The sequence below is a fragment of the Zoogloea sp. genome, assembly GCF_041914405.1.
Lineage (GTDB): Bacteria > Pseudomonadota > Gammaproteobacteria > Burkholderiales > Rhodocyclaceae > Zoogloea.
This window is the reverse complement of the sequence record NZ_JAYSDK010000008.1, coordinates 61,830-85,808: the sequence shown is the minus strand read 5'-3', so window position 1 is coordinate 85,808 and position 23,979 is coordinate 61,830. Positions and strand designations below refer to the sequence as shown.

Below are 23,979 nucleotides of genomic sequence, written 5' to 3'. Positions count from 1 at the left end.
CCGGTTTCGTTGAAGTCCGTGGTTGCCCTAGTCATATCGTAATTCTGCTGGCAGTAGACACAAAAAATGCTGAGTCCGGAATCCTTGAAGAAAATTGATCAAGAGATCGCTAAGTATCCTCCTGATCAAAAGCAGTCCGCTTCTATGTCAGCGCTCAGAATTGCGCAAGAAGAGAAAGGCTGGCTGTCCAGCGAGACCATCGAATTTGTAGCCAAGTACCTCGAAATGCCGGCTATTGCTGTATTCGAGGTGGCCAGCTTCTACAACATGTACGACTTGTCGCCGGTTGGTGCCCGCAAGATTACGGTTTGCACCAACCTGCCTTGTGCGTTGTCCGGTGGCGTACATGCTGCGGATTACATCAAGAAGCGTCTGGGTATCGACTTCAATGAAACGACACCTGACGGCAAGTTCACCCTCAAAGAGGGTGAGTGCATGGGGGCCTGTGGCGATGCGCCGGTACTTCTGGTGAATAATCACCGGATGTGCAGCTGGATGACGGAAGAGAAAATCGATCAATTGCTCGAAGATCTGAAAAAATGAGTTCTCAAGGAATTATTCTTTCCGGTCTCGACGGTGACCGTACTTGGCGTCTGGCCGATTACATCAAGCGTGGTGGCTATGACGCGCTTAAGAAGATCATTGCCGAGAAGCTTTCCGCCGACCATGTCATCGGTGAGGTGAAAAAATCATCTCTGCGTGGCCGTGGCGGTGCGGGCTTCCCGACCGGGCTGAAGTGGAGCTTCATGCCGCGCGCTTTCCCTGGTGCGAAATATCTGGCCTGCAATTCCGACGAAGGCGAGCCGGGCACCTTCAAGGACAGGGATATTCTTCGCTACAACCCCCATGCCGTTATTGAAGGCATGATCATCGCGGGTTATGCGATGGGCTGTGAGCGGGGTTACAACTATATTCATGGCGAGATTTTCGAAGTCTATACCCGTTTCGAAGAGGCTCTGCAGGAAGCACGTGAAGCCGGGCTGTTGGGCAAGAACATTCTGGGTTCGGATTTCAGTTTTGATCTGTTCGCCCACCACGGCTACGGTGCCTACATCTGCGGCGAGGAAACAGCCCTGCTCGAGTCGATCGAAGGCAAGAAGGGGCAGCCTCGATTCAAGCCGCCATTTCCCGCTAGCTTTGGTCTGTACGGTAAGCCGACCACGATCAACAACACCGAGACTTTTGCGTCCATCCCATACATCATCCGCGAGGGTGGCGATGCGTTCCTGGCGCTAGGCAAACCGAATAACGGTGGCACCAAGCTCTTCTCGGTCTCCGGTCACGTGAACAAGCCGGGCAATTACGAGATCCCACTGGGGACCCCGTTTGCAGATCTGCTCGAGATGGCGGGAGGCGTGCGCGGTGGTCGCAAGCTAAAGGCTGTCATCCCCGGCGGCTCGTCGGCCCCGGTGCTGCCTGCTTCCGTGATGATGGATTGCACGATGGACTACGACTCGATCTCCAAGGCGGGTTCGATGCTCGGGTCTGGCGCGGTGATCGTCATGGACGAAAGCACCTGCATGGTGAAGGCCCTGGAGCGTCTGTCCTATTTCTATTTTGAAGAATCGTGCGGTCAATGTACCCCGTGCCGGGAAGGCACTGGTTGGCTGTACCGGGTTGTTCACCGTATCGAGAACGGTCTCGGACGGCCGGACGATCTGGATCTTCTGAATAGTGTCACGGCCAACATCATGGGCCGTACGATTTGCGCTCTGGGTGATGCGGCATCGATGCCTGTGCAGAGTTTCATCAAGCACTTCGGCGACGAGTTCGCATTCCATATCGAACATAAGAAATGCCTTGTCCCGCAGGAAGTACAGCGCGAAGGCAGCAAGATTTACGTAGCGTAGGCTCGACATGCTAGAAATCGAAATTGACGGAAAGCAGTTGCAGGTTCCGGACGGTAGCACCGTCATGGAGGCTGCCTCCAAGGTCGGCGCCTATGTGCCGCATTTCTGCTACCACAAGAAGCTCTCCATTGCGGCTAATTGCCGCATGTGTCTCGTTCAGGTCGAGAAGGCACCGAAGCCCTTGCCAGCCTGCGCGACGCCGGTTACCAATGGGATGAAGGTGTGGACCCATTCCGAGCAGGCGGTAAAGGCGCAGAAGGGGGTGATGGAATTCCTGCTGATCAACCACCCGCTGGATTGCCCGATTTGCGACCAGGGTGGTGAGTGTCAGTTGCAGGATCTCTCGGTTGGTTACGGAGGCGTTGAGTCCCGTTATCAGGAAGAGAAGCGTGTCGTCGGCAACAAGGACCTGGGCCCGTTGGTGTCGACGGATATGACCCGGTGCATCAACTGCACCCGGTGTGTCCGGTTTACTACTGAAATTGCCGGTCTCATGGAACTTGGCCAGGCCTTCCGTGGCGAGCATGCCGAAATCATGCCCTTCGTCGAGAAGACCATCGATTCAGAATTGTCTGGCAACATCATTGACCTGTGCCCGGTCGGCGCGCTGACTTCGAAGCCTTTCCGCTTTGGCGCTCGGGCGTGGGAAATGTCCCGTCGCAAGTCGGTGAGTCCGCACGATTCCCTCGGCAGCAACCTTGTTGTTCAGGTCAAGAATGACGTAGTGAAGCGTGTTCTGCCGCTTGAGAACGAAGAACTGAATGAGTGCTGGCTGAGCGATAAGGATCGTTTTTCCTACGATGCCCTGAACGGTGGGGAAAGACTGACCCGCCCGCAGATCAAGCAGGGCGGCAAGTGGATCGAAACAGACTGGCAGACCGCGCTCGAATACGTAGCGAATGGTCTCAAGTCGGTTCGCACCGAACATGGTGCTGATGCGATCGGTGCGCTTGCGTCTCCCCATAGCACGCTCGAGGAACTGCATCTCCTGCAGGCAGTTGTGCGTGGCCTGGGCTCCGACAACATCGATTTCCGTCTGCGTCAGACGGACGTTTCCGCCGATGCGCACCGGGCGGGCCTACCTTGGCTCGGCCTGAACGTCACCGACATTAGCGCGCTTGATCGTCTGTTCATTGTTGGCAGCTTCTTCCGCAAGGATCATCCCCTCGTTGCGCAGCGTGTGCGGCAGGCCGTCAAGCGCGGTTTGAAGGTCAGCGTGCTGAATCCAGTGCTTGACGACTGGCAGTTCAAGATCGACAACAAGATTCAGGTGAAGCCGTCGGCTGTGGTTGCCAGCCTCCTCGCCGTCGCGAAGGAGCTCGCGCAGAAGACCGACCAGGCGCTTGCTGATGTGTTTCTCCCGGCTGCGTCCAAGATCGATACAGACGCTGCCACATCAGCAGTGGCGGCTAGCCTTGCTTCCGGCAAGCAGGTCGCGGTCTGGATCGGCAACTACGCGCAGCAGCACGCCGAGGCCTCGCGCATTGAGGCCGTTGCACAGGAAATCGCTCGTCTCAGCAAGGGTAAGTTCGGTATCCTCGGTGAAGCCGCAAACACTGTTGGCGGATATCTGGTTGGTAGCCTGCCGGCGAAGGGCGGCAAGACTGCCGCGCAGATGCTCGCCGCGCCGTTGAAGGCATATGTGCTGTTGGGCATCGACGCAGAACTGGATACTCAGGCCGGTCAGCGCGCTCTCGAGACGCTCGGCAAGGCAGACACTGTCATCGCGCTTTCGGCGTTTAAGTCGGAAAGCGCGCTCGCCTACGCGGATGTGCTGCTGCCCGTTGCGCCTTTCACTGAGACCGCCGGTATCTTCGTGAATACCGAAGGTCGCGCCCAGGCTTTTTACCCTGTCGTCAAAGCGGCGGGCGAGGTGCGTCCGGGCTGGAAGGTTCTGCGTGTTCTTGGTCAGTTGCTGGGGCTCGACGGTTTCGATTTCGACAATGTCGAGGATGTGCGCAAGCTCATCTTGGGTGTCGAACAGCAGCCCGAGCGCTCGCGCTTCAACAACCTCGTCGCAGTCGAGTCGTTTGAGCTGGCAGCGTCGGTTGCCGGAGTCGAGCGTATCGCTGACGTTCCGATTTACGCGGCGGATCCGATTGCCCGTCGCTCTGCTCCGTTGCAGAAGACCCGCGATGGTCAGGCTCCTGTGCTGCGTGCGAGTGTCTCCACCGTCGCGAAGCTGGGCCTGGAAGCAGGCGGCAAGGCGAAGGTGAAGTCCGTGAGCGGTGCAGTTGTCGTCCCGGTAGTGGCGGATGATGGCGTTGTTGATGGAAGCATTTGTTTGGCCGGTGCGCACGCTGACACGTCAGCGCTGGGCGGCCTGCATGGCGAAGTTAGCGTGGAGCGTGTGTGATGGATGCTTTCATCGAACCCGTAGCGACTCTTTTTGGTGGTGCATGGCCCTTGGTGTGGTCGCTGCTGAAAATCATTGGAATCATCGCACCGCTGTTCCTTTGCGTGGCCTACCTAACGCTTGCCGAGCGTAAGGTGATCGGTTACATGCAGGTCCGTATCGGTCCCAATCGCGTGGGTCCGCGCGGTCTCCTGCAGCCGATCGCCGACGGCGTCAAATTGCTGCTGAAGGAAATCATCGTTCCGTCTGGAGCGAACAAAGGGCTTTTCATCGTCGGTCCGGTGTTGGCCCTCGGTCCCGCACTGGCTGCCTGGTCTGTGGTTCCTTTCAGTGACGGTTGGGTGATCGGCAATGTCGATGCCGGTCTGCTGTTCCTTCTGGCGGTCACCTCCATCGAGGTGTATGGCGTGATCATTGCCGGTTGGGCGTCCAACTCCAAGTACGCCTTCCTGGGCGGGGTGCGGGCTGCCGCTCAGATGGTGTCTTACGAGATCGCGATGGGTTTCGCACTTGTCTGCGTACTGATGATTTCCTCAAGCCTGAACCTGTCGGATATCGTTGCGAGTCAGGGCAAGGGGCAGGGCGCCGAATTGGGCTTGGGCTTCCTGAGCTGGAACTGGTTGCCGCTATTCCCGATGTTCATCGTCTATCTGATCTCTGGCATCGCGGAAACCAACCGCGCGCCGTTCGACGTGGTCGAAGGTGAATCGGAAATCGTGGCGGGTCACATGGTCGAGTACTCCGGGATGGCCTTCGCGTTGTTCTTCCTTGGCGAATACGCGAACATGATCCTCATCTCCGCGCTGACATCCATTCTGTTCCTGGGTGGGTGGCTCTCGCCGGTGAGTTTCCTGCCGGATGGCTTCGTCTGGCTGGCTCTGAAGATTTCGTTCATTCTGTTCTTGTTTCTTTGGTTCCGCGCAACGTTCCCGCGCTTCCGCTACGACCACATCATGCGGCTGGGTTGGAAGGTATTCATTCCGCTGACCCTCTTCTGGGTGGTCGTTGTTGCGGTGTGGATCATGTCGCCGTTGTCGTTGTGGAAGTAAGGGGATCGATATGGGTTCTATGAAGAATTACATCGGGAGCCTGTTCCTTAAGGAATTGCTTAAGGGCCTGGCACTTACCGGACGTCACCTCTTTGCCAGGAAGATAACGGTTCAGTTTCCCGAAGAGAAAACGCCTCAGAGCAACCGCTTCCGCGGGTTGCACGCATTGCGTCGCTATCCGAATGGCGAAGAGCGCTGTATTGCCTGCAAGCTCTGTGAAGCGATCTGTCCGGCGATGGCTATCACGATCGAATCCGAACAGCGTGATGACGGCTCCCGTCGTACCAGTCGTTACGACATCGATTTGACCAAGTGCATCTTCTGCGGCTTCTGTGAAGAAGCATGTCCGGTGGATGCGATCGTTGAGACCCGTGTTTTTGAGTACCACGGCGAAAAGAGAGGCGATCTGTATTACACCAAGCAGATGCTTCTCGCGGTTGGGGATCGGTACGAGGCGCAAATCGCGAAGGATCGAGAAATCGATTCCAAGTACCGGTAAAGACGCGCAGCGGATACGGACACATACATCGGAATACGCAGATGGATTTTCAGTCGGTAGTCTTTTACTTCTTTTCGACGGTCATGGTACTGGCGTCGCTGCGGGTCATCACCGCACGCAACCCGGTCCACGCCGCTCTGTTCCTCGTACTGGCCTTCTTCAGTGCCGGTGGGATCTGGATGTTGCTGCATGCCGAGTTCCTGGCCATCGCCCTGGTGATGGTCTATGTCGGGGCGGTGATGGTGCTGTTCCTGTTCGTGGTGATGATGCTTGACATCAACCTCGAGCGGATCCGTCAGGGTTTTTGGAGCTATCTGCCGGTTGGTGCGCTGATTGGCGTGCTGATGGTGGTCGAGATGGTCATGGTCCTCGGCGGCCGCTACTTCGGTCTTGACGCGATGCCGAAGCCCGCCGAAGTAGAGCAGGGCTACAGTAATACCAAGGAACTTGGCCGGCTGCTCTACACAGAATATGTTTATCCGTTCGAACTGGCTTCTATCGTGCTGCTGGTTGCGATGGTGGCTGCCGTTGCGCTGACGCTGCGCAAGCGCAAGAACGTGAAGATCATCGATCCGGCCGAGCAGGTTGCTGTCAAGCGTGATGATCGTGTGCGCATCGTTTCGATGCGTGCAGAAAAAGAATAATTTCTGCTGGCGATCGTCAGGGGGGCCTAGTAATGCTTTCGTTGTCTCACTATCTGATATTGGGTGCCGTTCTTTTCGCGATAAGCGTGGTCGGCATCTTCTTGAATCGTAAGAACCTGATCGTGCTGCTGATGGCGATCGAGTTGATGTTGTTGGCCGTCAATTTGAACTTCGTCGCATTCTCGTATTACCTCGGGGACGCTGCAGGCCAGATTTTTGTGTTCTTCATTTTGACTGTGGCAGCTGCTGAATCGGCCATCGGTCTGGCGATTTTGGTGGCGTTGTTCCGCAACCTGCGGACCATCCACGTTGATGACCTGGATAGCCTCAAGGGATAAGGAAGCGTTCGAATGACTGGGATCCAAAAGCTATATCTGCTGGTTCCGCTTGCGCCGCTTTTCGGCGCAATCATGGCGGGGCTGTTCGGAAAGATCATTGGTAGACGTGGTGCTCATACCGTTACCATCGCCGGTGTCGCAGTGGCGTTCGCGCTGTCTGTGGTCATCTTCCAGGACGTCCAGGCCGGAAACACGTTCAATGGAACCCTATATCACTGGGCGTCCAGCGGTGGGCTCGATTTCGAAGTCGGCTTCATGATCGACTCCCTGACGGTGATGATGATGCTGGTGGTGACCTTCGTGTCACTGATGGTGCACATCTATACCATCGGTTACATGGCGGAAGATCCCGGTTACCAGCGTTTCTTCAGCTATATCTCGCTGTTCACCTTCTCGATGTTGATGCTGGTGATGTCGAACAACTTCGTGCAGTTGTTCTTCGGCTGGGAAGCGGTGGGCCTGGTGTCTTACCTGCTTATCGGTTTCTGGTATACGCGTCCGACGGCGATCTTTGCCAACCTGAAGGCTTTCCTGGTCAACCGTGTCGGTGACTTCGGTTTCTTGCTGGGTATTGGCCTGATTGCAGCCTTTGCGGGCACCCTCAATTACACCGAAGTGTTTGCGAAGGCCGGTGAGCTTGCTGGCATGACGGTCCCGGAAACGGGCTGGCCGCTGATTACTGCGATCTGTATCGGTCTTTTCATCGGTGCTATGGGTAAGTCGGCTCAGGTGCCGTTGCATGTCTGGCTGCCGGATTCGATGGAAGGCCCGACCCCGATTTCCGCGCTGATTCACGCTGCAACCATGGTTACCGCCGGTATCTTCATGGTTGCTCGCATGTCGCCGCTGTTCGAACTCTCCGAAACCGCGCTGTCCTTCGTGCTGATCGTTGGCGCCACTACGGCGCTGTTCATGGGTTTCCTGGGTATCGTGCAGCACGACATCAAGCGCGTCGTTGCTTATTCGACCCTGTCCCAACTGGGTTACATGACTGTGGCCCTGGGGGTATCCGCCTACTCGGCAGCTGTCTTCCACCTGATGACTCACGCCTTCTTCAAGGCACTGCTGTTCCTTGGCGCCGGCTCTGTGATCATCGGAATGCACCACGATCAGGACATGCGCAACATGGGTGGCCTGTGGAAGTACATGCCGGTCACGTGGCTCACGTCTTTGCTCGGCTCCTTGGCGCTGATCGGCTTCCCGTTCTTCTCCGGCTTCTACTCCAAAGACACCATCATCGAAGCGGTCCAGCTTTCGGAGCTGTACGGTTCTGGTTATGCCTATTTCTGTGTGATTGCTGGCGTCTTTGTTACTGCCTTCTACTCATTCCGCATGTACTTCCTGGTGTTCCATGGCGAGGAGCGCTTTGGTAAGGCACATCATGAGGAAGAGGCTCACGGTCATGCCGCAGCCCACGCCGACGAACATGCCCATGACGAGCATGCTCACGACGATGATCATCATGATGAACACCATCATGGTCTGGCTCCGGGCCAGAAGCCGCACGAGTCTCCGTGGGTCGTGACCGTTCCGCTGGTCTTGCTGGCGATCCCGTCGGTGCTTGTGGGTTACTTCTCGATCGATAAGATGCTGTTTGGTGATTTCTTCAAGGGCGTCATCCACTTTGCAGAGCATCATCACGCGATGGCCGAACTGGGCGAGGAGTTCCACGGCTCGGCTGCAATGGCATTGCATGGCTTCACCTCGCTACCCTTCATTCTGGCAATCAGTGGCGTAGCACTGGCCGGCTTGTTGTATCTGGTCGTTCCTTCCGTTCCGCCGGTGATCGCCCGGGTCTTCAGCCCGATCCACCGTCTGCTCGAGAACAAGTACTACTTCGACAAGATCAATGAAGCGGTTTTTGCAGCGGGTGCCCGTGTGCTAGGCCGCCTGCTCTGGAAGGTCGGTGATCAGACCATCATCGACGGCATCGTCGTGAATGGCTCCGCGAAGACGGTGGGCCTAATTGCTCAGCTGTCGCGCCTCTTCCAGAGTGGCCACATCTATCAGTATGCGTTTTCGATGATTATTGGTGTTTTCCTGCTGCTGGCCTTCTGGGTCAATCGGGGTTGATTCGTCCGATACAGCCGGCTTGAAACCACTTCACATAATTTAGGACTTTTGCGCCCCTTTGGGGGCGCATAGAACGGAAAGTAGAGATGACGGGTATTCCATTCCTCAGCCTTGCGATTTGGGTTCCGATCGTTGGTGGCCTATTAGCGCTCGCTTCGGGGTCGGACCGTAATGCGTCGGTCGCGAGATTTCTTGCGCTGTTTTTCGCGCTTGCCGGTCTGGCCGTCAGCATCCCGCTCTACACGGGCTTTGATGCCACCACGAGTGCCATGCAGTTCGTGGAAGCCTATCCGTGGATTCCGCGCTTCAACATCAATTACGTGCTCGGTGTTGACGGCATTTCCGTGCTTTTTGTGCTGCTCAACAGCTTTATAACGGTGATTGTTGTCGTGGCAGGCTGGGAGGTTATCCAGGAGAAAGTCGCTCAGTACATGGCGGCCTTCCTGATCATGTCCGGCTTGATCAACGGCATCTTCTCGGCGCTTGATGGCGTGCTGTTCTACGTCTTCTTCGAAGCTTCACTGATCCCGCTGTTCATCATCATTGGTGTGTGGGGTGGGGCGAACCGGGTGTATGCAGCGATCAAGTTCTTTCTCTACACGCTTGCCGGCTCGCTTCTGATGCTGATCGCGCTGCTCTATCTATTCATGGAGTCTGGTGGCAGCTTCAACATCCTCGATTGGCACCAACTCAAGCTCGGCATGGAGGTGCAGAGCCTGATCTTCCTGGCCTTCCTGGTTTCCTTTGCTGTCAAGGTGCCGATGTTCCCGGTTCATACCTGGTTGCCGGATGCCCACGTGGAAGCGCCTACTGGTGGTTCCATCGTGCTGGCAGCTATCGGTCTGAAACTGGGTGCTTACGGTTTCCTGCGGTTCGCCCTGCCGATCGCGCCGGATGCCAGCCACGCCTTTGCGCCGCTGATCATTACGCTGTCCTTGATCGCAGTGATCTACATCGGTTTCGTGGCGCTGGTTCAGACGGACATGAAGAAGCTGGTCGCCTATTCGTCCATTTCGCACATGGGTTTCGTGACGCTGGGCTTCTTCATTTTCAATCCTCTCGGTGTTGAGGGGGCGCTCGTCCAGATGATTTCGCACGGCTTCGTGTCTGCCGCGATGTTTGCGTCGATTGGTGTGCTGTATGACCGCATGCACTCCCGCCAGATCGCCGACTACGGCGGTGTCGTGAATGTGATGCCTAAGTTCGCCGCGCTGTTCATGCTGTTCGCAATGGCAAACTCCGGTTTGCCGGCTACTTCCGGTTTTGTTGGTGAATTCATGGTCGCGCTGGGAGCCGTGAAGTTCAATTTCTGGATTGGTTTCGGCGCAGCGACCACGCTGATTCTTGGTGCCGCTTACACGCTGTGGATGTACAAGCGCGTGGTTTTCGGTGCCGTGGCCAACCACCATGTGGCTGAGCTGACCGATATCAACAATCGCGAGTTCGTTTTCCTTGCGATCCTTGCCGTGTGTGTTCTGGCCATGGGTATCTATCCCTTCCCGGTAACGGAAGTCATGCACGCGTCGGTCAATGAACTGCTCAAGCATGTTGCTGTGAGCAAGCTTTGAGCCTGTAACGGATACGAAACCAGCGGAATGTGGCCTTAAGATGAACTTTGTAATCCCTGACTTTTACCCAGCGGCGGCAGAGTTGTTCGTCGTTGCAATGTCCTTCGTGATCCTCCTTGCGGGGACTTTCTCGAAGCATCCGCGCAATGTGGCTTACGCGCTGAGCCAGCTGACTTTGATCGGAGCGGCCGCGATCACGTTGTTCACGATGGACGGGCAGGTTAGCTTCACGTTCAGCAATATGTATGTGGATGATCTGATGGGTGATTTCCTGAAGCTCGTCCTCTACTTCGCGGTGGCGATTGCGCTCCTGTATTCGCGCAGTTACATGAATGACCGCAAGATCGAAACCACTGAGTACTATGTGCTGGCGATCTTTGCGACCTTGGGCATGATGGTGATGATCACCGCCAATCATTTCCTGACCATCTACCTGGGTCTCGAACTGCTGTCCCTCGCCCTGTATGCGATGGTTGCACTGCTGCGCGATTCCGCACGTGCCACCGAAGCGGCCATGAAGTATTTCGTGCTGGGCGCGCTGGCTTCCGGTCTTCTGTTGTATGGCATTTCCATGCTGTATGGTGGTGCCGGCACCTTGGAAATTTCCGGCGTGGCTCAGGCGATTTATCAGCAGGCCGGCAACAAGACCGTACTCATGTTCGGCTTGGTGTTCATCGTAGCGGGTCTGGCCTTCAAACTGGGCGTCGTGCCTTTCCATATGTGGATTCCCGACGTCTATCATGGCGCTCCCACGTCCATCACCCTGTTCATCGCTTCCGCGCCGAAACTGGCTGCTTTCGCGATGGCCATGCGCCTGCTCGTCAATGGCCTCTTCGAGTTTGCCGAGCAATGGCAGTCCATGCTGATGGTGCTCGCAGTACTGTCGATCGTGTTGGGTAACCTGGCTGCCATCGCCCAGTCCAATCTCAAGCGCATGCTGGGTTATTCCGGTATCTCCCACATGGGTTTCATGCTGCTGGGCCTGGTTTCGGGCGTGGTTGGTGGTGATCGGCACTTCGCGCTAAACGCATACAGCTCGGCGATGTTCTATGTGGTTTCGTACGTGCTCATGAGCCTGGCTTCCTTTGGTGTGCTGTTGCTGCTGTCGCGCGCGGGTTTCGAAGCCGAAACGCTCGACGACTTCAAGGGGCTAAACAAGCGCAACTCCTGGTTCGCTGGTGTTATGGCCATGGTGATGTTCTCCATGGCGGGCATCCCGTTTTTCGTGGGCTTCTTTGCCAAGTTTTCGGTGCTGCAGGCCGTGGTTGCTGCCGGTTACATCTGGATTGCGATTCTCGCGGTGGTGATGTCGTTGATTGGTGCCTTCTACTATCTGCGTGTCGTCAAGATCATGTATTTCGACGAGCCTTTGGAGGCCACGCCTTTGACCGCACCGGCTGACATGCGTGCGCTGCTGTCCTTGAACGGGATCGCGATCGCCGTCCTCGGGCTTGCTCCTCAGGCCCTGATGTCCCTCTGTGCATATTCGTTGCTCGGTTCGCTCTAACAGAGTTGGCGCGTCAGAAACCGCTGATAAGGAAAGGCAGGCGATAGGTGGGGCACTTCGGAGAATTTGTATTCCTGTTTGCCTTGGCCAACCTGCCTTTTCTTACTGGGCGGCTTTTCTGCGTTTTTCGCGTGTCGAGTGGAAAGACTGTTCTGCTGCGAATTCTGGAACTGGGCGTCTATTACTTCTTGAGTGGTGCTTTGTTGATCGCCAGGGAAGCGTCCGAGAATGGTTCCCGTTATTCGCAGAATTGGGAGTTTTTCGCCATTACAGTGTGCATGTTCGTCGTCTTTGCTTATCCGGGCTTCGTCTATCGCCATCTCTGGTCCCGCGAGCTGAAATCCTAGAGCGGCGTACGCTAGCCAGTGAATTCTGAAAAGGCGAAAGCGGTGTGCTTTGGGGAGGCTGTGATCGAACGAAACTGTGGGCCAAGGTCCACAGTTTTGCTTTTGGGGGGCGGATGATCCAGTCTGCTAGCGTTTGTATGTCCAGAAATGATCGTCTAGCATTCAAGCAGTCATGGTTTCTTCTTGGTGGAGGCAGGTCAGATTACGTCCCGTAAAGTGATTTTCGGAGCCTCGCCGCGTAAGGGAGACGAGGGGAGTGCTTGTTGGTAAGGCTGCTATTCGGCGAAATCATTTCAGTCATCGCACATGATTCAAAAAATCGAAAATTTCGTTATCGTTGGTCGCACCAGTGATGGAAGGACTTTTCGTCCTAGTGATTGGGCGGATCGCTTGTGCGGGATCATGTCCGTATTCGGAGCGGACAATCGCATGACGTATTCTCCGTATGTACGGCCAGCGTGTAATTTGCGGGGTGACAAGACGGTGTTGGTGGATGCACGTATCCACGAAATTGAACCGTTGGCTTACAACTTCCTGCGCAATTTTGCGAAGGATAATGATCTGCAGGTGGAATCCCTGCCGGACGACCATTTTGGCTGAGTTCGTTCAGGCGTTTTCCAGTGCGGTAGCTCTGTTTTCCTGTGCCTAATAAAAAACCGAGGGGCGACGTCATCGACGTCGCCCCTCGGTTTTTGCGGATTGTTTTTCAGACGAGGATCTCTACGACTCGTGGATGGTCCAGGAAGGTCTGGGGACTGGCGCTGGCCCCGTAGGCACCTGACTGAAAAACCACAACCAGGTCGCCCGGCTGTGCAGCAGGGAGCTGCATCCGGTCGGCCAGGATGTCGAGCGGCGTACATAGGGGGCCGACGACGGACGCGTTCTCGCTAGCCGATTCACTTATCCGGTTGCCGATGCACACCGGATAGTTCTTACGAATGACTTGGCCGAAATTGCCTGATGCGGACAAGTGGTGGTGGAGTCCGCCATCGGCAACCAGAAATGTATGGCCGCGGGAGTCCTTGCGGTCCACGATACTGCAGACATAGACCCCCGCTTCACCGACGAGATACCTTCCCAGCTCGATAACGATTTCGGCTCCAGGGAACTTGTCTGCTGCCTCATTCGCGATTGTCTTGAGATTTGCTCCGATACTCGTCAAATCGAGACGTTGTTCGCCTGGGAAGTAGGGAATGCCGAAGCCGCCACCCAGATTCAAGAATTTGACTGGTGCCGGGGCCGCTTCAGCGAGCCGAACAGCCAGATCGAAGCACTTGCGCTGAGCCTCAACGATGGCTTCGGGGCGTAGATTCTGGGAGCCGGCGAACAGGTGGAAGCCTTCGAAAGCGAGGCCGGCACGGCCGATATCGGCGAGCAGTTCGGGGACACGCTCGGCGTCCACTCCGAACTGCTTGGGGCCGCCACCCATCTTCATGCCGGAGCTTTTCAGCTCGAAGTCAGGATTCACGCGAACTGCGACGCGCACCGGCCAACCGCTTTCCTGGCGGATGGCGGCCAGTTCGGCAACTTCCCGGAAGGACTCGATATTGATCAGGATTCCTGCAGCGACGGCCTGGCGGAGTTCCTCGTGGCGCTTGCCGGGGCCGGCAAAGCTGATGTCACGCGGGTTGGCGCCGCTGTCGAGGGCGATCTTGAGTTCCCGCGCCGATGCCACATCGATCCCGTCCACGAGACGAGCCATGTGATCGACCACTGCCGGCATCGGGTTGGCTTTCATGGCGAAGTGGATTTTGATCCCTGCCGGCAGGGCGGTGCGCAGTTCGGTGACGCGCCGGGTCAGCAAGCCGCGGTCATAGGCGTAGAACGGTGTCTGGCCCACGCGTTCGGCAAGGCGGCGAAGCGGAATGCCACCGATCAGCAGTTCACCGTCGGCGGACTGGAATTGATCCATAGGCACATGAACCGGCCTTTCGCGGTTGGCGTCACTCATTACTGTACCTTGTGGTTTTGTTCAAATTCGGTGGAAAGCGTCTTGCGATCGATCTTGCCATTCGGATTGCGCGGTAGCGGACCGTCTCGTGACTCGATGACGCTCGGGACCATGTAGGCCGGCATGCGTTGTTTGCACTCATTCAGCAGCGCGGCGGTGTCAAGGGTGGTACCGTCCTTCCCTGTCGCAATGACGCAGATCGAGTGGCCGAGGGCCGGATGTGGCACGCCGAACGCAACGCATTCACCAACGAGTTGCGTGCTGTACAGGATCTCCTCGACTTCGGTCGGGCTGACCCGGTAGCCAGACGTTTTCATCATTTCGTCCCGGCGGCCGATGAAGTACAGGTAGCCTTCTTCGTCGCGACGGACGGTATCACCTGAGAAGACGGCTATTTCGGGCAGCACAAACCCCGCCTGACGGCCCGGTGCGGTGTTTGGCAGCGGCTTGAAGCGCTCGGCCGTCTTCTCCGCATCGTTCCAGTAGCCCATCGCTACCAGGGCGCCGCGTTGGACGAGCTCGCCCGGTTCGTTGGGGCTGCATTCAGTACCATCCTCCCGCAGCACCATTACCTCTGCATTGGGTATGGCCTTGCCGATCGAGTCAGGGCGGATGTCGGCCTGTTCGGGGGGAAGGAAGGTAGCGCGGAAGGCCTCGGTGAGGCCATACATCAGGAAAGGTTTGGCCTCTGGAAGCTGGGTGCGTAGCGCCTTGAGGGTTTCTAGGGGCATGCGTCCGCCGGTGTTGGCGAAGTATCGCAGGTGCTCGGCCACGCTCTCTGGCCATTTAAGCTGGGCGAGTTGAATGTAGAGCGGGGGTACGGCGGTGAGCCCTGTGACCTTCTCACGGACCACCGCCTTGAGTACGTCCTGCGGAAGCAGGTAGTTGAGCAGCACGACACGGGCACCGCTGTGAAACGCTGTGGTCAGCTGGGAGAAGCCCGCGTCGAAGGATAGGGGCAGGGCGGCAAGCAGGGTGTCCTCAGGCGTATTGCCGAGGTAGCTTGCAACGCTCTTTGCTCCGGCCACCATGTTGCGGTGGGATAACACGACGCCCTTCGGGCGGCCCGTGCTGCCGGATGTGTACAGGATGGAAAGCAGGTCGGTATCGATGACCCGGTGTCCGGCCCGCGGTGGGGCGGACAGGAGTTCGTCCCACTGGATGACATTGATGCCCGCCAGGATTGGCGGCGTGGCCGGGCGGGTAGTCAGCACGATGTGGCGCAGGTCGTGGCAGTGCGCCAGCGCATCAGCGAGGAGGGGCAGGCGCTCTGCCGATGTCACCAGCAGACGTGCGTTGCAATCCCGCAGGATGTGCATGACCTGCTCGCCCTTGAGGATAGGATTGACTGGTACGAAGGCACAACCAGCGCGGGCCGAGCCGAAGCTGGCAACGACTGTTTCAACGCGTTTTTCCAGAAAGATGCCGACGCGCTCTCCCCGCTCAAGCCCCAGGTTGATTAGGCCTGCCGAAAAACCGGCGACCTGGGTGTCGAGATCGGCGTAGTTCAGGGTTGTCGCGCCTGCTGTCAGGGCCGGTGAGGCCGGCATCCGTTCGGCAGAGGCACTGATCAGTTCGTGGAGTAGGGTGGTGTTGAGCATTGATTGAGAGAACGATAGGTCGAACCCGTTGGTATAGGGTGAATCCACCAGTCATGGAGTTCGCGAAGTCTAACCTAGCTTTCCCGGGCGGGCGGCGTGCAGGAATGCACCATATGACAAATCTTCGTCGCCTACTCGGGGAGGGCGTCCAGCAGTTGCGCGAGTTCCGCCGTCCTTGAGCGCCGTGAGCACGTGTCCGACAGGGCGCGGGGGACACCTTCCAGCTGCTGGGCTTGCCAGAGACGGATGGCTTCATTGAGGAGACGCCGGATCGCGGATGCGTCGGCGATGTCGGCGACCCAGGGAACGTCCAGCTTCTTCATCAGCGCGGCGGTGCTGCCGTCGAAGTCCGTCAGCGCGATGATCGGCTTGCCGGCCCGGGCGTATTCGTACAATTTGGCCGGGATCTGCTTGTTGCAGCTTGCGCCCTGCAAGAGCAGCAAGCCGTCGGCGCGGATCATTTCCTGCAGTGCGCTGCGGTAGGCGATCGTCGGTTGAATCGAAACGATGTCGTCAATGCGGTGCTCGGACAGGAGCTTGTGGTAGTAGTCGTCACTTCCGGTGGCGCGCAGAATCACATGCAAGCTGTCCGGTGATATCTCTCCGGCATTCTTCATGTCCCGCAGCGCCGCAAAGAACGGCTTGGGGTCACGCTCCTCGGGGTAGAGCAGTCCGCTGTGGATAAGCACCATCTGCCCCGCGGGACCGAGTCGACTGCTGGTATCTAGCCCACTTTCGGCGTCGCGGAAGTTGTCCTCGTCGAAGCCGTTCTCGATGACGGCCCAGCAGTTGGCCGGCTTTTCCGGATAGCGCTCCGCGTACATGTCGCGGGTGCCGGTGGTTGTGAAGATTGCGTGCGTGCAGTGCTTGATCAGTGCCTTTTCAAGCCGACGATGGACTCCCCAGGTGACGGGGTTGGTCGGATAGCCCGGTTCGGTCATCGCATCCCGGAAGTCGACGATGAGTGGGAGTCCCGACAGCCGGTGCAGTGTGAGGGCAATCAGATGGGCTGTGGCAATCGGAAAAGTGGAAAAAATCGCCTTCGGACGATACTTGCGGATCAGGCCGAGTCCCTTGATCACTCCGGCTGGCCACCAACTCACCCAACGATCGGGCTGGGCCATCCAGCGTAGATAACGGCCCTTGACCGAGAGATGACGGGCGGTGTCGAGACCAAAGGCGCGCTCGACCACCAGGCCCGGAGGAATTTCCTTCATCTGGTCGTCGCTGACCGACTCGTAGGCCTTCGGTGAGACCGTCAGGATCATGGGTTCCCAGTCGTGCTCGCGGAGATACTGGGAGAATTTCAGGGTACGCTGAATTCCGCTACTAACCCTCACGGGTGGGTAGTGGTAGGCGATCATCAGTACGCGTCGATCAGACATGTGCTCGTGTCTCGCTCCTTGTGCGGCGCAGTCAATAGCCCGCCGCAGGAGTGGTAGCTTAAATTTGATATGAATAGGCCCCGGGAGTGTAACCGAGGGGCTGTCTCATTGTTGCGACAAGCCATGCACTGGCTGTCCTTCAGCATGCCCAGGCGGTAGCAGGCGCACGCGGGGGCGGGACGAGGGGGACAGGCTCACGTGGAACCACGGGGCTGCACTGATCACGCTGATCTGCAGCGGGCCAATGCACAGGAAGTTCGCGCTGCACAGGGTGCGGATGCCAAGACGCCCATGGGCCGCCAGCGATGCCGGATTGAACGCGGAAATGCGCGAAATGCTCCATTTGATTCCACGCCCGGCGAGGTGGGCATTGGCGCTATCCCACAGACGGGCGAAGGTGCGGCCGATGCGGTATTTCGGTTCCACATGAACGTCGTAGTCCCAGGCGCAATGCTGCGGGTCGGCAAGTTCATAGCGGCAGCGCACCTCGTCTTCGTCATAGGCATTGAATGCCAGCCACAGGAAGCCGGCGAACTCCTCTCCGGCGAGGGCGACGAAGCAATGCGCGCCATCGTTGATGCGCTTGGCGATGACCTCTGGCGGGCGCGGAAACAGCGCGTTCAGCGGAGAGCCGTGCTCAAGCAGGACAACCGGGTTCTTGGCTGACGGGCGGCACGCGGGCTGGTCCTGTACAGGCTGGGCGACGAGGTAGTAGCGCTTCAGGAAGACATGATCGGCGCTGAGGGCCCGGAGCACGCGGTCTGCGAGATAAAGGCAACCATTGAGGGCGCCCAGTTGAACGAAGTTATTGTGAATGCGCTTGAGAGGCATGGGATCACACGGGCGCCGTGGCAGGGCCCGGAACGCGAATCTGGACTGTCGTACAAGAGGCTTGCCGAGCTTGTCATCTACATCACGGTCCGTAGGATGGGCGGCTCGCATATAATGATATCAGTCTTGCTGTTACCCGGCCGTATGTTCGGGATGCTGTCCGTGTGTTTGGTTACCCGATTGGAGTTCGCTTTTGGATACGAAGAAGGAAGTACTGTCTATTCTCGACGAGGTCTTGAGCCTGGGGGGGAATACAGCCCAGTTCGATCTTGACACCCCTTTGCTGGGTGCGCTGCCGGACTTGGATTCGATGGCGGTTGTCGGGGTGATCAACATGCTGGAAGAGCATTTCGGCTTCATCGTCGAGGATGATGAGATCGATGGCTCGACCTTTGAATCCGTGGGTTCGCTGGTTGCTTTCGTGAATGGAAAGCTAGGTTGAATGGCCGGGCCGAGGCCGCAACGGGAGGCTTTCTACCTCCCGGGGGGCACTGCGGGTGAACGTTTCTGCCTCCTGACCCTGGCGCCGAATGCGGTCGGTACGCTGATCTTTGTGCATGCCTTTGCCGAGGAGATGAACAAATCCCGGCGTATGGTGGCACTTGCCGTCGAGTCCTTCGCTTCCAGGGGGTGGTCGACGCTGCAGATCGACCTGACCGGCTGTGGTGATAGCGGCGGCGAGTTCGAGGAAGCGTCCTGGCAATCTTGGATTCAGGATTGCCAGGATGCGTACGCGTGGACGTCGGCCCATCGTTCCGGGCAGATCGCCCTATGGGGTATGCGCGGGGGGGCGCTGGTACTGGCTGATTGGCTCCGTTCGGGAGACTTCGCTGTCCCGCTCCTGCTTTGGCAGCCAGTAAGCAACGGGCGTCAGCATTTGACCCAGTTCCTGCGGCTGAAGGCGGCAAGCGAGATGTTGGCCGACGTCGATGCGAAGGCAGCGATGGATGCCGCCCGGGCGTCACTGAAGGCCGGCGCCTCGGTGCAGGTGGCCGGTTATGCCATGCCGCCTGCGCTCGCCCAAGGATTTGAAACAGCCAGTCTGGGATTGCCCGAAGCATATTCGGCGCCAGTGGTTGCGCTTGAGCTGGGGAGCGCCGGGCGTGAGGACGTGACCCCGGCCTTGCGGTTGCTTGTCGAGCGCTGGCAGGGAAGCGGGATTGCGGCGAGGGCAGAAGCGATAGCGGGGCCTGCCTTCTGGCAGACCCTCGAAATCGAGACCTGCCCCGAACTCATCAATGCGTCCTTGCGGGCGCTGGAGGCGTTTGCATGACAGCCTCGCGGGAGCTCCCGTTTTTTTTCGAATGCGCCGGTGAGTCCCTGCTGGGAATCGTCTCTGCCCCCTCCGAGGCGGCAGAGGTTGGCGTGCTCGTCGTGGTGGGGGGGCCGCAGTACCGGGTCGGCTCCCACCGGCAGTTCGTAAAGTTGGCGCGCTTTCTCGCCGCCCGCGGCGTACCGTGCATGCGCTTCGACTATCGTGGGATGGGTGATGCGAGCGGCGCAGCGCGCGACTTCGAGGACGTTAGCCTGGATATCGGTGCCGCCATCGATGCCTTCTTCAAGACTCAGCCCGGCTTGCGTCGCGTGGTCTTGTGGGGCTTGTGCGATGGCGCCAGCGCCGTTTGTTTCTATCCGGCAGCCAGTGATCCGAGAGTGGCAGGCTCCGTCCTGCTGAATCCCTGGGTCCATACGGAGGCCGGCGAGGCCAAGGTGTTTCTCAAGCACTACTACCTGCAGAGGCTTATCGATCCGTCATTCTGGAAGAAGCTGCTGGGGGGCGGGGTTCGCATAGGACAGTCCCTCCGGTCCTTGTTCTCGATCGCCAAGGCTGCACGCAGCAGCAGTGCATCAGGCGAGCCGGCGGCGGGGGCAGACCACAGCGTGGCCCTCCCGGAGCGGATGCGGCGTGGCTTGGCCGTGAGGGAGGAGGAGCCGGTGGCAATCTTTCTGAGCGGCAAGGACTATGTGGCTCGTGAGTTCGAGGCAGCGCTGGCATCCAGCCCAGCCTGGCAAGCTCTGATGGCGCGGGGCAACGTGGATGTCCAGCGCTTTCCGGATGCCGATCACACTTTGTCCGGGGCCGGCGAGGTTGATGCGGTTTCCGCTGCGACGCTCGACTGGCTGGTGGCGAAAGGCTTCGCCCCGGCTAGGGCGTGACGGACCGGGTGTCTGCCCGGCCCGTTTCGCTCGGTCTCAGATAGAGATGCTCAGGCGCAGGCGCTTCAGTTCCGGCACGCAGGAGCCGCAGTTGGTGCCGCACTTGGTGCGGGTCTGCAGGGCCTCAAGGGATTCGCCAGCCCGGAAGGCGGCCAGGATGTCGTCCTCGGCCACGTCGAAGCAGTTGCAGATCACCTTGCCCCGGGCAGCCTGGCCTGCCGGTGGCTGGGTCAGCGGTGCCAGAAGCCACTGCCGCACGGCGGCGGCGGAATGTCCCTGCACCATCATGTCGGCCAGCCATTCGGCGGCCCTGGTCTCGCCGGCCAGGCGCACCGCGGTGAGTGAATCGCCTTCCACGAGGGCGCGCTTGGCGATGTCCTTGCGGCTGTCCTGATAGGACAGCACTTTGGTCGGGTCGTCAAGGGCCAGTTCCTTGTCCAGGGCCTCCAGCAGTGCGGGTGCCAGTTCCTCGCCACGGGCCTTCAGCACGACCACCGGGGCGGTGCGTCCGGCCAGCGTCAGGCTGGCGTAGGGGAAGTGGGGCAGCCAGCGGCGCAGGCCTTCCATGACCGCCAGCGGGTTCGGGTGGAGTTGGCCATCCTCGCCTACCTTAGTGCGACGCATCGCCACGAGGGCCTTGCCGGCGGTGTATTTCTCCACCTGCACGGCGGCGTGCTTGAGCTCGGGCTGCTTCGAGTAGGGGTCGAAATCGCCTGGCAGTAGCACATTGACGCCCTGGCCGCCCATCGTGTTGCCGCCCCAGTGCATCGGCACGAAGCACTGGCCTGGGCGCAGCGTGGCGGATTCCAGCACCTTCAGCACCACTTCGCCGCGCCGGCTCTTCACCTTGACCAGGTCGCCGCTAGCGAGGCTGCGGCGCTCCATGTCGTCCTTGTGCATGTGCAGCATGGGCTCGGGTTCATGGCTGTACAGGCGGGCCACCAGGCCGGTGCGGCTCATGCCGTGCCACTGGTCGCGCAGGCGGCCGGTGTTGAGGTGCAGCGGGTAGCGGGCGCTCGGCGACTCGGCGGTGATGCGGTGCTCGGTGACGACGAAGCGGGCCTTGCCGGAGGGGGTAGGGAAGATGCCGTCTTCGTAGAGCCGGACCTTGCCCTGGCTGGCGCCTTCGGGGAAGGGCCATTGCTGGGGGCCGACGTTCTCCAACGTCGCATAGCTCAGGCCGGTGATGTCCAGGTCGCGGCCACGGGTGGATTCCCGGTGCTCGTTCCAGATCTCTTCCGGCTTGGCATAGGGGAACATGCGGGCGGCCAGCTCTCCCTTGCCGAGGCGGGCGCCCAGACGCCGGGCGAAGTCCACCACGATCGCCCAATCGTGGCGGGCTTCACCCGGCGCGGACACGGCGGATCGGACGCGGCTGATGGCGCGCTCCGAGTTGGTGACGGTGCCGTCCTTTTCGCCCCAGGTGGTGGCGGGCAGCAGTAGGTCGGCGTAGGTGCAGGTTTCGGTGTGGCTGAAGGCTTCCTGCACGACGACGAATTCGGCGGCCTGCAGGGCTTCGTGGATCAGGGCTTGGTCCGGCATGGACTGGGCCGGGTTCGTGCAGGCGATCCAGACCGCCTTCACGTCGCCGGACTTCAGTGCGCGAAACAGCTCGACGGCGCTCTTGCCCGGTTTGTCGGGCACGTTGTCCACGCCCCACAGGGCGGCGACTTCGCTGCGGTGCTCTGGGTTGGCCATGTCCCGGTGGGCGGACAACAGGTTGGCCAGGCCGCCGACTTCGCGGCCGCCCATCGCGTTTGGCTGGCCGGTCAGCGAGAAGGGGCCGGCGCCGGGGCGGCCGATCTGGCCGCTGGCCAGGTGCAGGTTGATCAGGGCCGAGTTGTTGTGGGTGCCAAAGGAGAACTGGTTGAGCCCCTGGCAGTACATGGACATCGTGGCCTTCGAGGTCGCGAAGATCTGCGCGGCTTCCTCGATCAGCTTCTTGTCCAGCCCGCAGATAGTGGCCGCCATCGCCGGCGTGTATTCGCGGACGGTCTTCTTCAGCGCGTCGAAGCCTTCGGTATGGGCGTCGATGTAGTTCCGGTCCACCCAGCCTTCCCACAGCATCACGTGGAGCATGGCGTTGTACAGCGCGATGTCGGTGCCGGGCAGCAGGGCCAGGTGCAGGTCGGCAGCTTCGGCGGTGTCGGTGCGGCGCGGGTCGATGACGACCAGCTTCATGCCTGGGTTGGCCTTGCGGGCGTCCTCGACGCGGCGGAAGGCGATCGGGTGCGCGAAGGCGGTGTTGCTGCCGGTGATGAACAGCGCGCTGGTGTGGGCGATGTCCGCATAGCTGCATGGCGGTGCGTCCGCGCCCAGGCTCAGCTTGTAGCCGGCCACCGCGCTGGACATGCACAGGCGGGAGTTCGTGTCGAGGTTGTTGCTGCCGACGAGGCCCTTCATCAGCTTGTTGAAGACGTAGTAGTCCTCGGTCAGCAACTGGCCGGCGCCGTAGACGGCTACGGCGTCGGGGCCGTGCTCGGCGATGATCGCGGCGAAGCGTTCGGCGGCTGCGTCGAGGGCGGCATCCCAGCTCACGCGCTGGCGGGTGCTGCTGCGGTCGGTGCGCAGCTCCGGGTACAGGGCACGGGCGACCTGTGTTTCGGGGGCTGCGGTCAGGTGAAGTGTGGAGCCCTTGGTGCACAGGCGGCCGAAATTGGCCGGATGGTCCGGGTCGCCCCGGACGCCGGTGATGCGGCCGGCTTCATGTTCGATTACGACACCGCAGCCGACGCCGCAGTAACAACAGGTGGATTTGGTTTCTGCCATCACGACTCCTTTGGTGGACGGGGTCCAGCAAGCGTCGTGCCATCCGCCTAAGTCGCTGTTTTCCTTGCGCAGAGCCAGACCCGCGCACCAAAGGGTGGCAGCGCGGCGTCGAAATGGTGCGACCGAGGCGGCCGCGCACCAGGAGTGGGCGTGGCGGCCTCGGCGTAAGGTCGTGGAAGGTCGCTGCTCAGGAGAACACCTTCCAGGATCGAGCCGTCCGGGTGCCGAAGATCTGTGGGTTCTGTGGCAGCTGATTGGTCGGCAGGAAGCCCGGCGTGATCTTCTTGAACCAGTCCTGGTAGCTGGCGGAGGCCGGCAGCGAGGCCAGCGCCTTCAGAGCGTAGTAAGTGAAAGCGCCGTTCGGCCGTCCCTTGAAGCTGGTGTCCCAGCTGAACTGGCTGTCGGTGCAGCCGGCCAGCAGCAGGTCGCCGCCGCTGCGCGACAGGCCGCCAGAAGTGGGCAGCTTGGCGACGCGGGGGGCGGGCAGGTCGGCGGCTTTCATCCATGCCTCGGGGGGGAGGAAGCGGGCGCGGGGCAGGCCTGGGTCGAGGTCGAGCGAGTTGCCGCGGGTGACGCTACCCGAGTGGCAGCTATCGGAAATCAGCACCACCCGCACGCCGGTGGCGTGGTGGGTGAAGATTGGCGCGATCTCGTCGTCCAGCAGCACGTTGCCGGAGCCGATGTCCCACGGGCACAGGCCCTCGTCGCGGCCGTCGGGCTCGTCGCCGTTCTGGTCCGGCACCCAGGTGCCGTGGCCGGAATAGGTGATGATGATGGAGTCACCCTTGGCCGCGCCGCCGATCAGGTCGGTCATCGCACTGACCATCGCCGCTTTGGTGGCCTGGCTGTCGATCAGCTTGGTGACGGCGAAGCCACGTGCGGCGAGTGCGGCGGCCCAGTCGGTAGCGTCGTTCACGCAGCCGCTCAGGTCGTTCTGGGTGCCCGGGTAGTCGTTGATGCCGATGCACAGGGCTTTCTTGCTCATGATCGTTCCCCCTCTTTCATCTTGGTTGAGCCATGCTGGGGCTGGGAGCCCGCTGCATTGCCTTGGCAT

21 protein-coding genes are annotated in these 23,979 nt (G+C 59.6%); 15 read left to right on the top strand and 6 right to left on the bottom strand.

Annotated features, from left to right (window positions below):
* Window positions 1-66: 66 nt before the first annotated feature.
* The 12 genes from nuoE (at window position 67) to ACE3RX_RS06850 (ending at window position 12,831) form a co-directional block, all read left to right on the top strand.
* Window positions 67-543 carry an NADH-quinone oxidoreductase subunit NuoE gene (gene nuoE, locus ACE3RX_RS06905; protein ID WP_374481700.1) on the top strand — a complete coding sequence of 159 codons (477 nt, stop codon included), beginning with the start codon at window positions 67-69 and terminating at the stop codon, window positions 541-543.
* On the top strand, window positions 540-1,850 hold the full coding sequence (nuoF, locus tag ACE3RX_RS06900) for an NADH-quinone oxidoreductase subunit NuoF (RefSeq protein WP_374481698.1): 1,311 nt from the start codon (window positions 540-542) through the stop codon (window positions 1,848-1,850). The genes nuoE and nuoF overlap by 4 nt, the downstream gene beginning before the upstream one ends.
* A gap of 7 nt (window positions 1,851-1,857) precedes the next feature.
* Window positions 1,858-4,206: an NADH-quinone oxidoreductase subunit NuoG gene (gene nuoG / locus ACE3RX_RS06895; RefSeq protein WP_374481696.1), complete on the top strand. Its 2,349-nt coding sequence runs from the start codon at window positions 1,858-1,860 to the stop codon at window positions 4,204-4,206.
* The gene (gene nuoH, locus ACE3RX_RS06890) at window positions 4,206-5,255 is read left to right on the top strand and encodes an NADH-quinone oxidoreductase subunit NuoH (RefSeq protein ID WP_374481694.1); all 1,050 of its coding nucleotides are present in this window, start codon (window positions 4,206-4,208) and stop codon (window positions 5,253-5,255) included. The genes nuoG and nuoH overlap by 1 nt, the downstream gene beginning before the upstream one ends.
* A gap of 10 nt (window positions 5,256-5,265) precedes the next feature.
* On the top strand, window positions 5,266-5,754 hold the full coding sequence (nuoI, locus tag ACE3RX_RS06885; protein ID WP_374481692.1) for an NADH-quinone oxidoreductase subunit NuoI: 489 nt from the start codon (window positions 5,266-5,268) through the stop codon (window positions 5,752-5,754).
* Window positions 5,755-5,795: 41 nt separating this feature from the next.
* Entirely contained in the window at window positions 5,796-6,398 is a 603-nt protein-coding gene (locus ACE3RX_RS06880; protein ID WP_374481690.1) for an NADH-quinone oxidoreductase subunit J, read from the top strand.
* A gap of 32 nt (window positions 6,399-6,430) precedes the next feature.
* The gene (gene nuoK / locus ACE3RX_RS06875) at window positions 6,431-6,736 is read left to right on the top strand and encodes an NADH-quinone oxidoreductase subunit NuoK (protein ID WP_374481688.1); all 306 of its coding nucleotides are present in this window, start codon (window positions 6,431-6,433) and stop codon (window positions 6,734-6,736) included.
* Window positions 6,737-6,748: 12 nt separating this feature from the next.
* Window positions 6,749-8,809, top strand: coding sequence for an NADH-quinone oxidoreductase subunit L (gene nuoL / locus ACE3RX_RS06870; RefSeq protein WP_374481687.1), 2,061 nt, complete (start codon window positions 6,749-6,751; stop codon window positions 8,807-8,809).
* Between the two features lie 86 nt (window positions 8,810-8,895).
* Complete coding sequence (locus ACE3RX_RS06865; protein ID WP_374481685.1) at window positions 8,896-10,377, top strand: NADH-quinone oxidoreductase subunit M; 1,482 nt, start codon at window positions 8,896-8,898, stop codon at window positions 10,375-10,377.
* Window positions 10,378-10,417: 40 nt separating this feature from the next.
* On the top strand, window positions 10,418-11,884 hold the full coding sequence (nuoN, locus tag ACE3RX_RS06860) for an NADH-quinone oxidoreductase subunit NuoN (RefSeq protein WP_374481683.1): 1,467 nt from the start codon (window positions 10,418-10,420) through the stop codon (window positions 11,882-11,884).
* Between the two features lie 47 nt (window positions 11,885-11,931).
* Window positions 11,932-12,231 (top strand): DUF2818 family protein, encoded by a 300-nt coding sequence (locus ACE3RX_RS06855; protein ID WP_374481681.1) that lies wholly within the window; start codon window positions 11,932-11,934, stop codon window positions 12,229-12,231.
* A gap of 306 nt (window positions 12,232-12,537) precedes the next feature.
* Window positions 12,538-12,831 (top strand): DUF3579 domain-containing protein, encoded by a 294-nt coding sequence (locus ACE3RX_RS06850; RefSeq protein WP_374481679.1) that lies wholly within the window; start codon window positions 12,538-12,540, stop codon window positions 12,829-12,831.
* A gap of 106 nt (window positions 12,832-12,937) precedes the next feature.
* Here the strand turns inward: ACE3RX_RS06850 and ACE3RX_RS06845 are convergent, their stop codons facing one another.
* From ACE3RX_RS06845 to ACE3RX_RS06830, 4 genes are all read right to left on the bottom strand, one after another.
* On the bottom strand, window positions 12,938-14,182 hold the full coding sequence (locus ACE3RX_RS06845) for a pyridoxal-dependent decarboxylase, exosortase A system-associated (protein WP_374481677.1): 1,245 nt from the start codon (window positions 14,180-14,182) through the stop codon (window positions 12,938-12,940).
* Window positions 14,182-15,783: an acyl-CoA ligase (AMP-forming), exosortase A system-associated gene (locus ACE3RX_RS06840; RefSeq protein ID WP_374481675.1), complete on the bottom strand. Its 1,602-nt coding sequence runs from the start codon at window positions 15,781-15,783 to the stop codon at window positions 14,182-14,184. The genes ACE3RX_RS06845 and ACE3RX_RS06840 overlap by 1 nt, the downstream gene beginning before the upstream one ends.
* Window positions 15,784-15,914: 131 nt before the next feature.
* Entirely contained in the window at window positions 15,915-17,147 is a 1,233-nt protein-coding gene (locus tag ACE3RX_RS06835; RefSeq protein WP_374481674.1) for a glycosyltransferase, read from the bottom strand.
* A 126-nt stretch (window positions 17,148-17,273) separates the two neighbouring features.
* A complete protein-coding gene (locus ACE3RX_RS06830) occupies window positions 17,274-17,999 on the bottom strand; it encodes an N-acetyltransferase family protein (RefSeq protein ID WP_374481672.1) in 726 nt (241 codons plus the stop codon).
* Window positions 18,000-18,192: 193 nt separating this feature from the next.
* Here ACE3RX_RS06830 and ACE3RX_RS06825 point away from each other — a divergent pair, with 193 nt between their 5' ends.
* From ACE3RX_RS06825 to ACE3RX_RS06815, 3 genes are read left to right on the top strand one after another with little or no spacing between them, the layout of a single operon-like run.
* Complete coding sequence (locus ACE3RX_RS06825) at window positions 18,193-18,441, top strand: acyl carrier protein (RefSeq protein WP_374481670.1); 249 nt, start codon at window positions 18,193-18,195, stop codon at window positions 18,439-18,441.
* Window positions 18,442-19,272, top strand: a complete 831-nt coding sequence (locus tag ACE3RX_RS06820) for a hydrolase 2, exosortase A system-associated (RefSeq protein ID WP_374481668.1) — start codon at window positions 18,442-18,444, stop codon at window positions 19,270-19,272. It abuts the gene before it with no gap.
* On the top strand, window positions 19,269-20,156 hold the full coding sequence (locus tag ACE3RX_RS06815; RefSeq protein ID WP_374481666.1) for a hydrolase 1, exosortase A system-associated: 888 nt from the start codon (window positions 19,269-19,271) through the stop codon (window positions 20,154-20,156). Before ACE3RX_RS06820 ends, ACE3RX_RS06815 begins: the two co-directional genes overlap by 4 nt.
* Before the next feature lie 36 nt (window positions 20,157-20,192).
* On the opposite strand, the gene ACE3RX_RS06810 is transcribed toward ACE3RX_RS06815, so the two are convergent.
* Together ACE3RX_RS06810 and ACE3RX_RS06805 are read right to left on the bottom strand one after the other, a co-directional pair.
* Window positions 20,193-22,925, bottom strand: coding sequence for a molybdopterin-dependent oxidoreductase (locus ACE3RX_RS06810; RefSeq protein WP_374481664.1), 2,733 nt, complete (start codon window positions 22,923-22,925; stop codon window positions 20,193-20,195).
* Between the two features lie 187 nt (window positions 22,926-23,112).
* The gene (locus tag ACE3RX_RS06805; protein WP_374481662.1) at window positions 23,113-23,910 is read right to left on the bottom strand and encodes a caspase domain-containing protein; all 798 of its coding nucleotides are present in this window, start codon (window positions 23,908-23,910) and stop codon (window positions 23,113-23,115) included.
* Window positions 23,911-23,979: the final 69 nt, after the last annotated feature.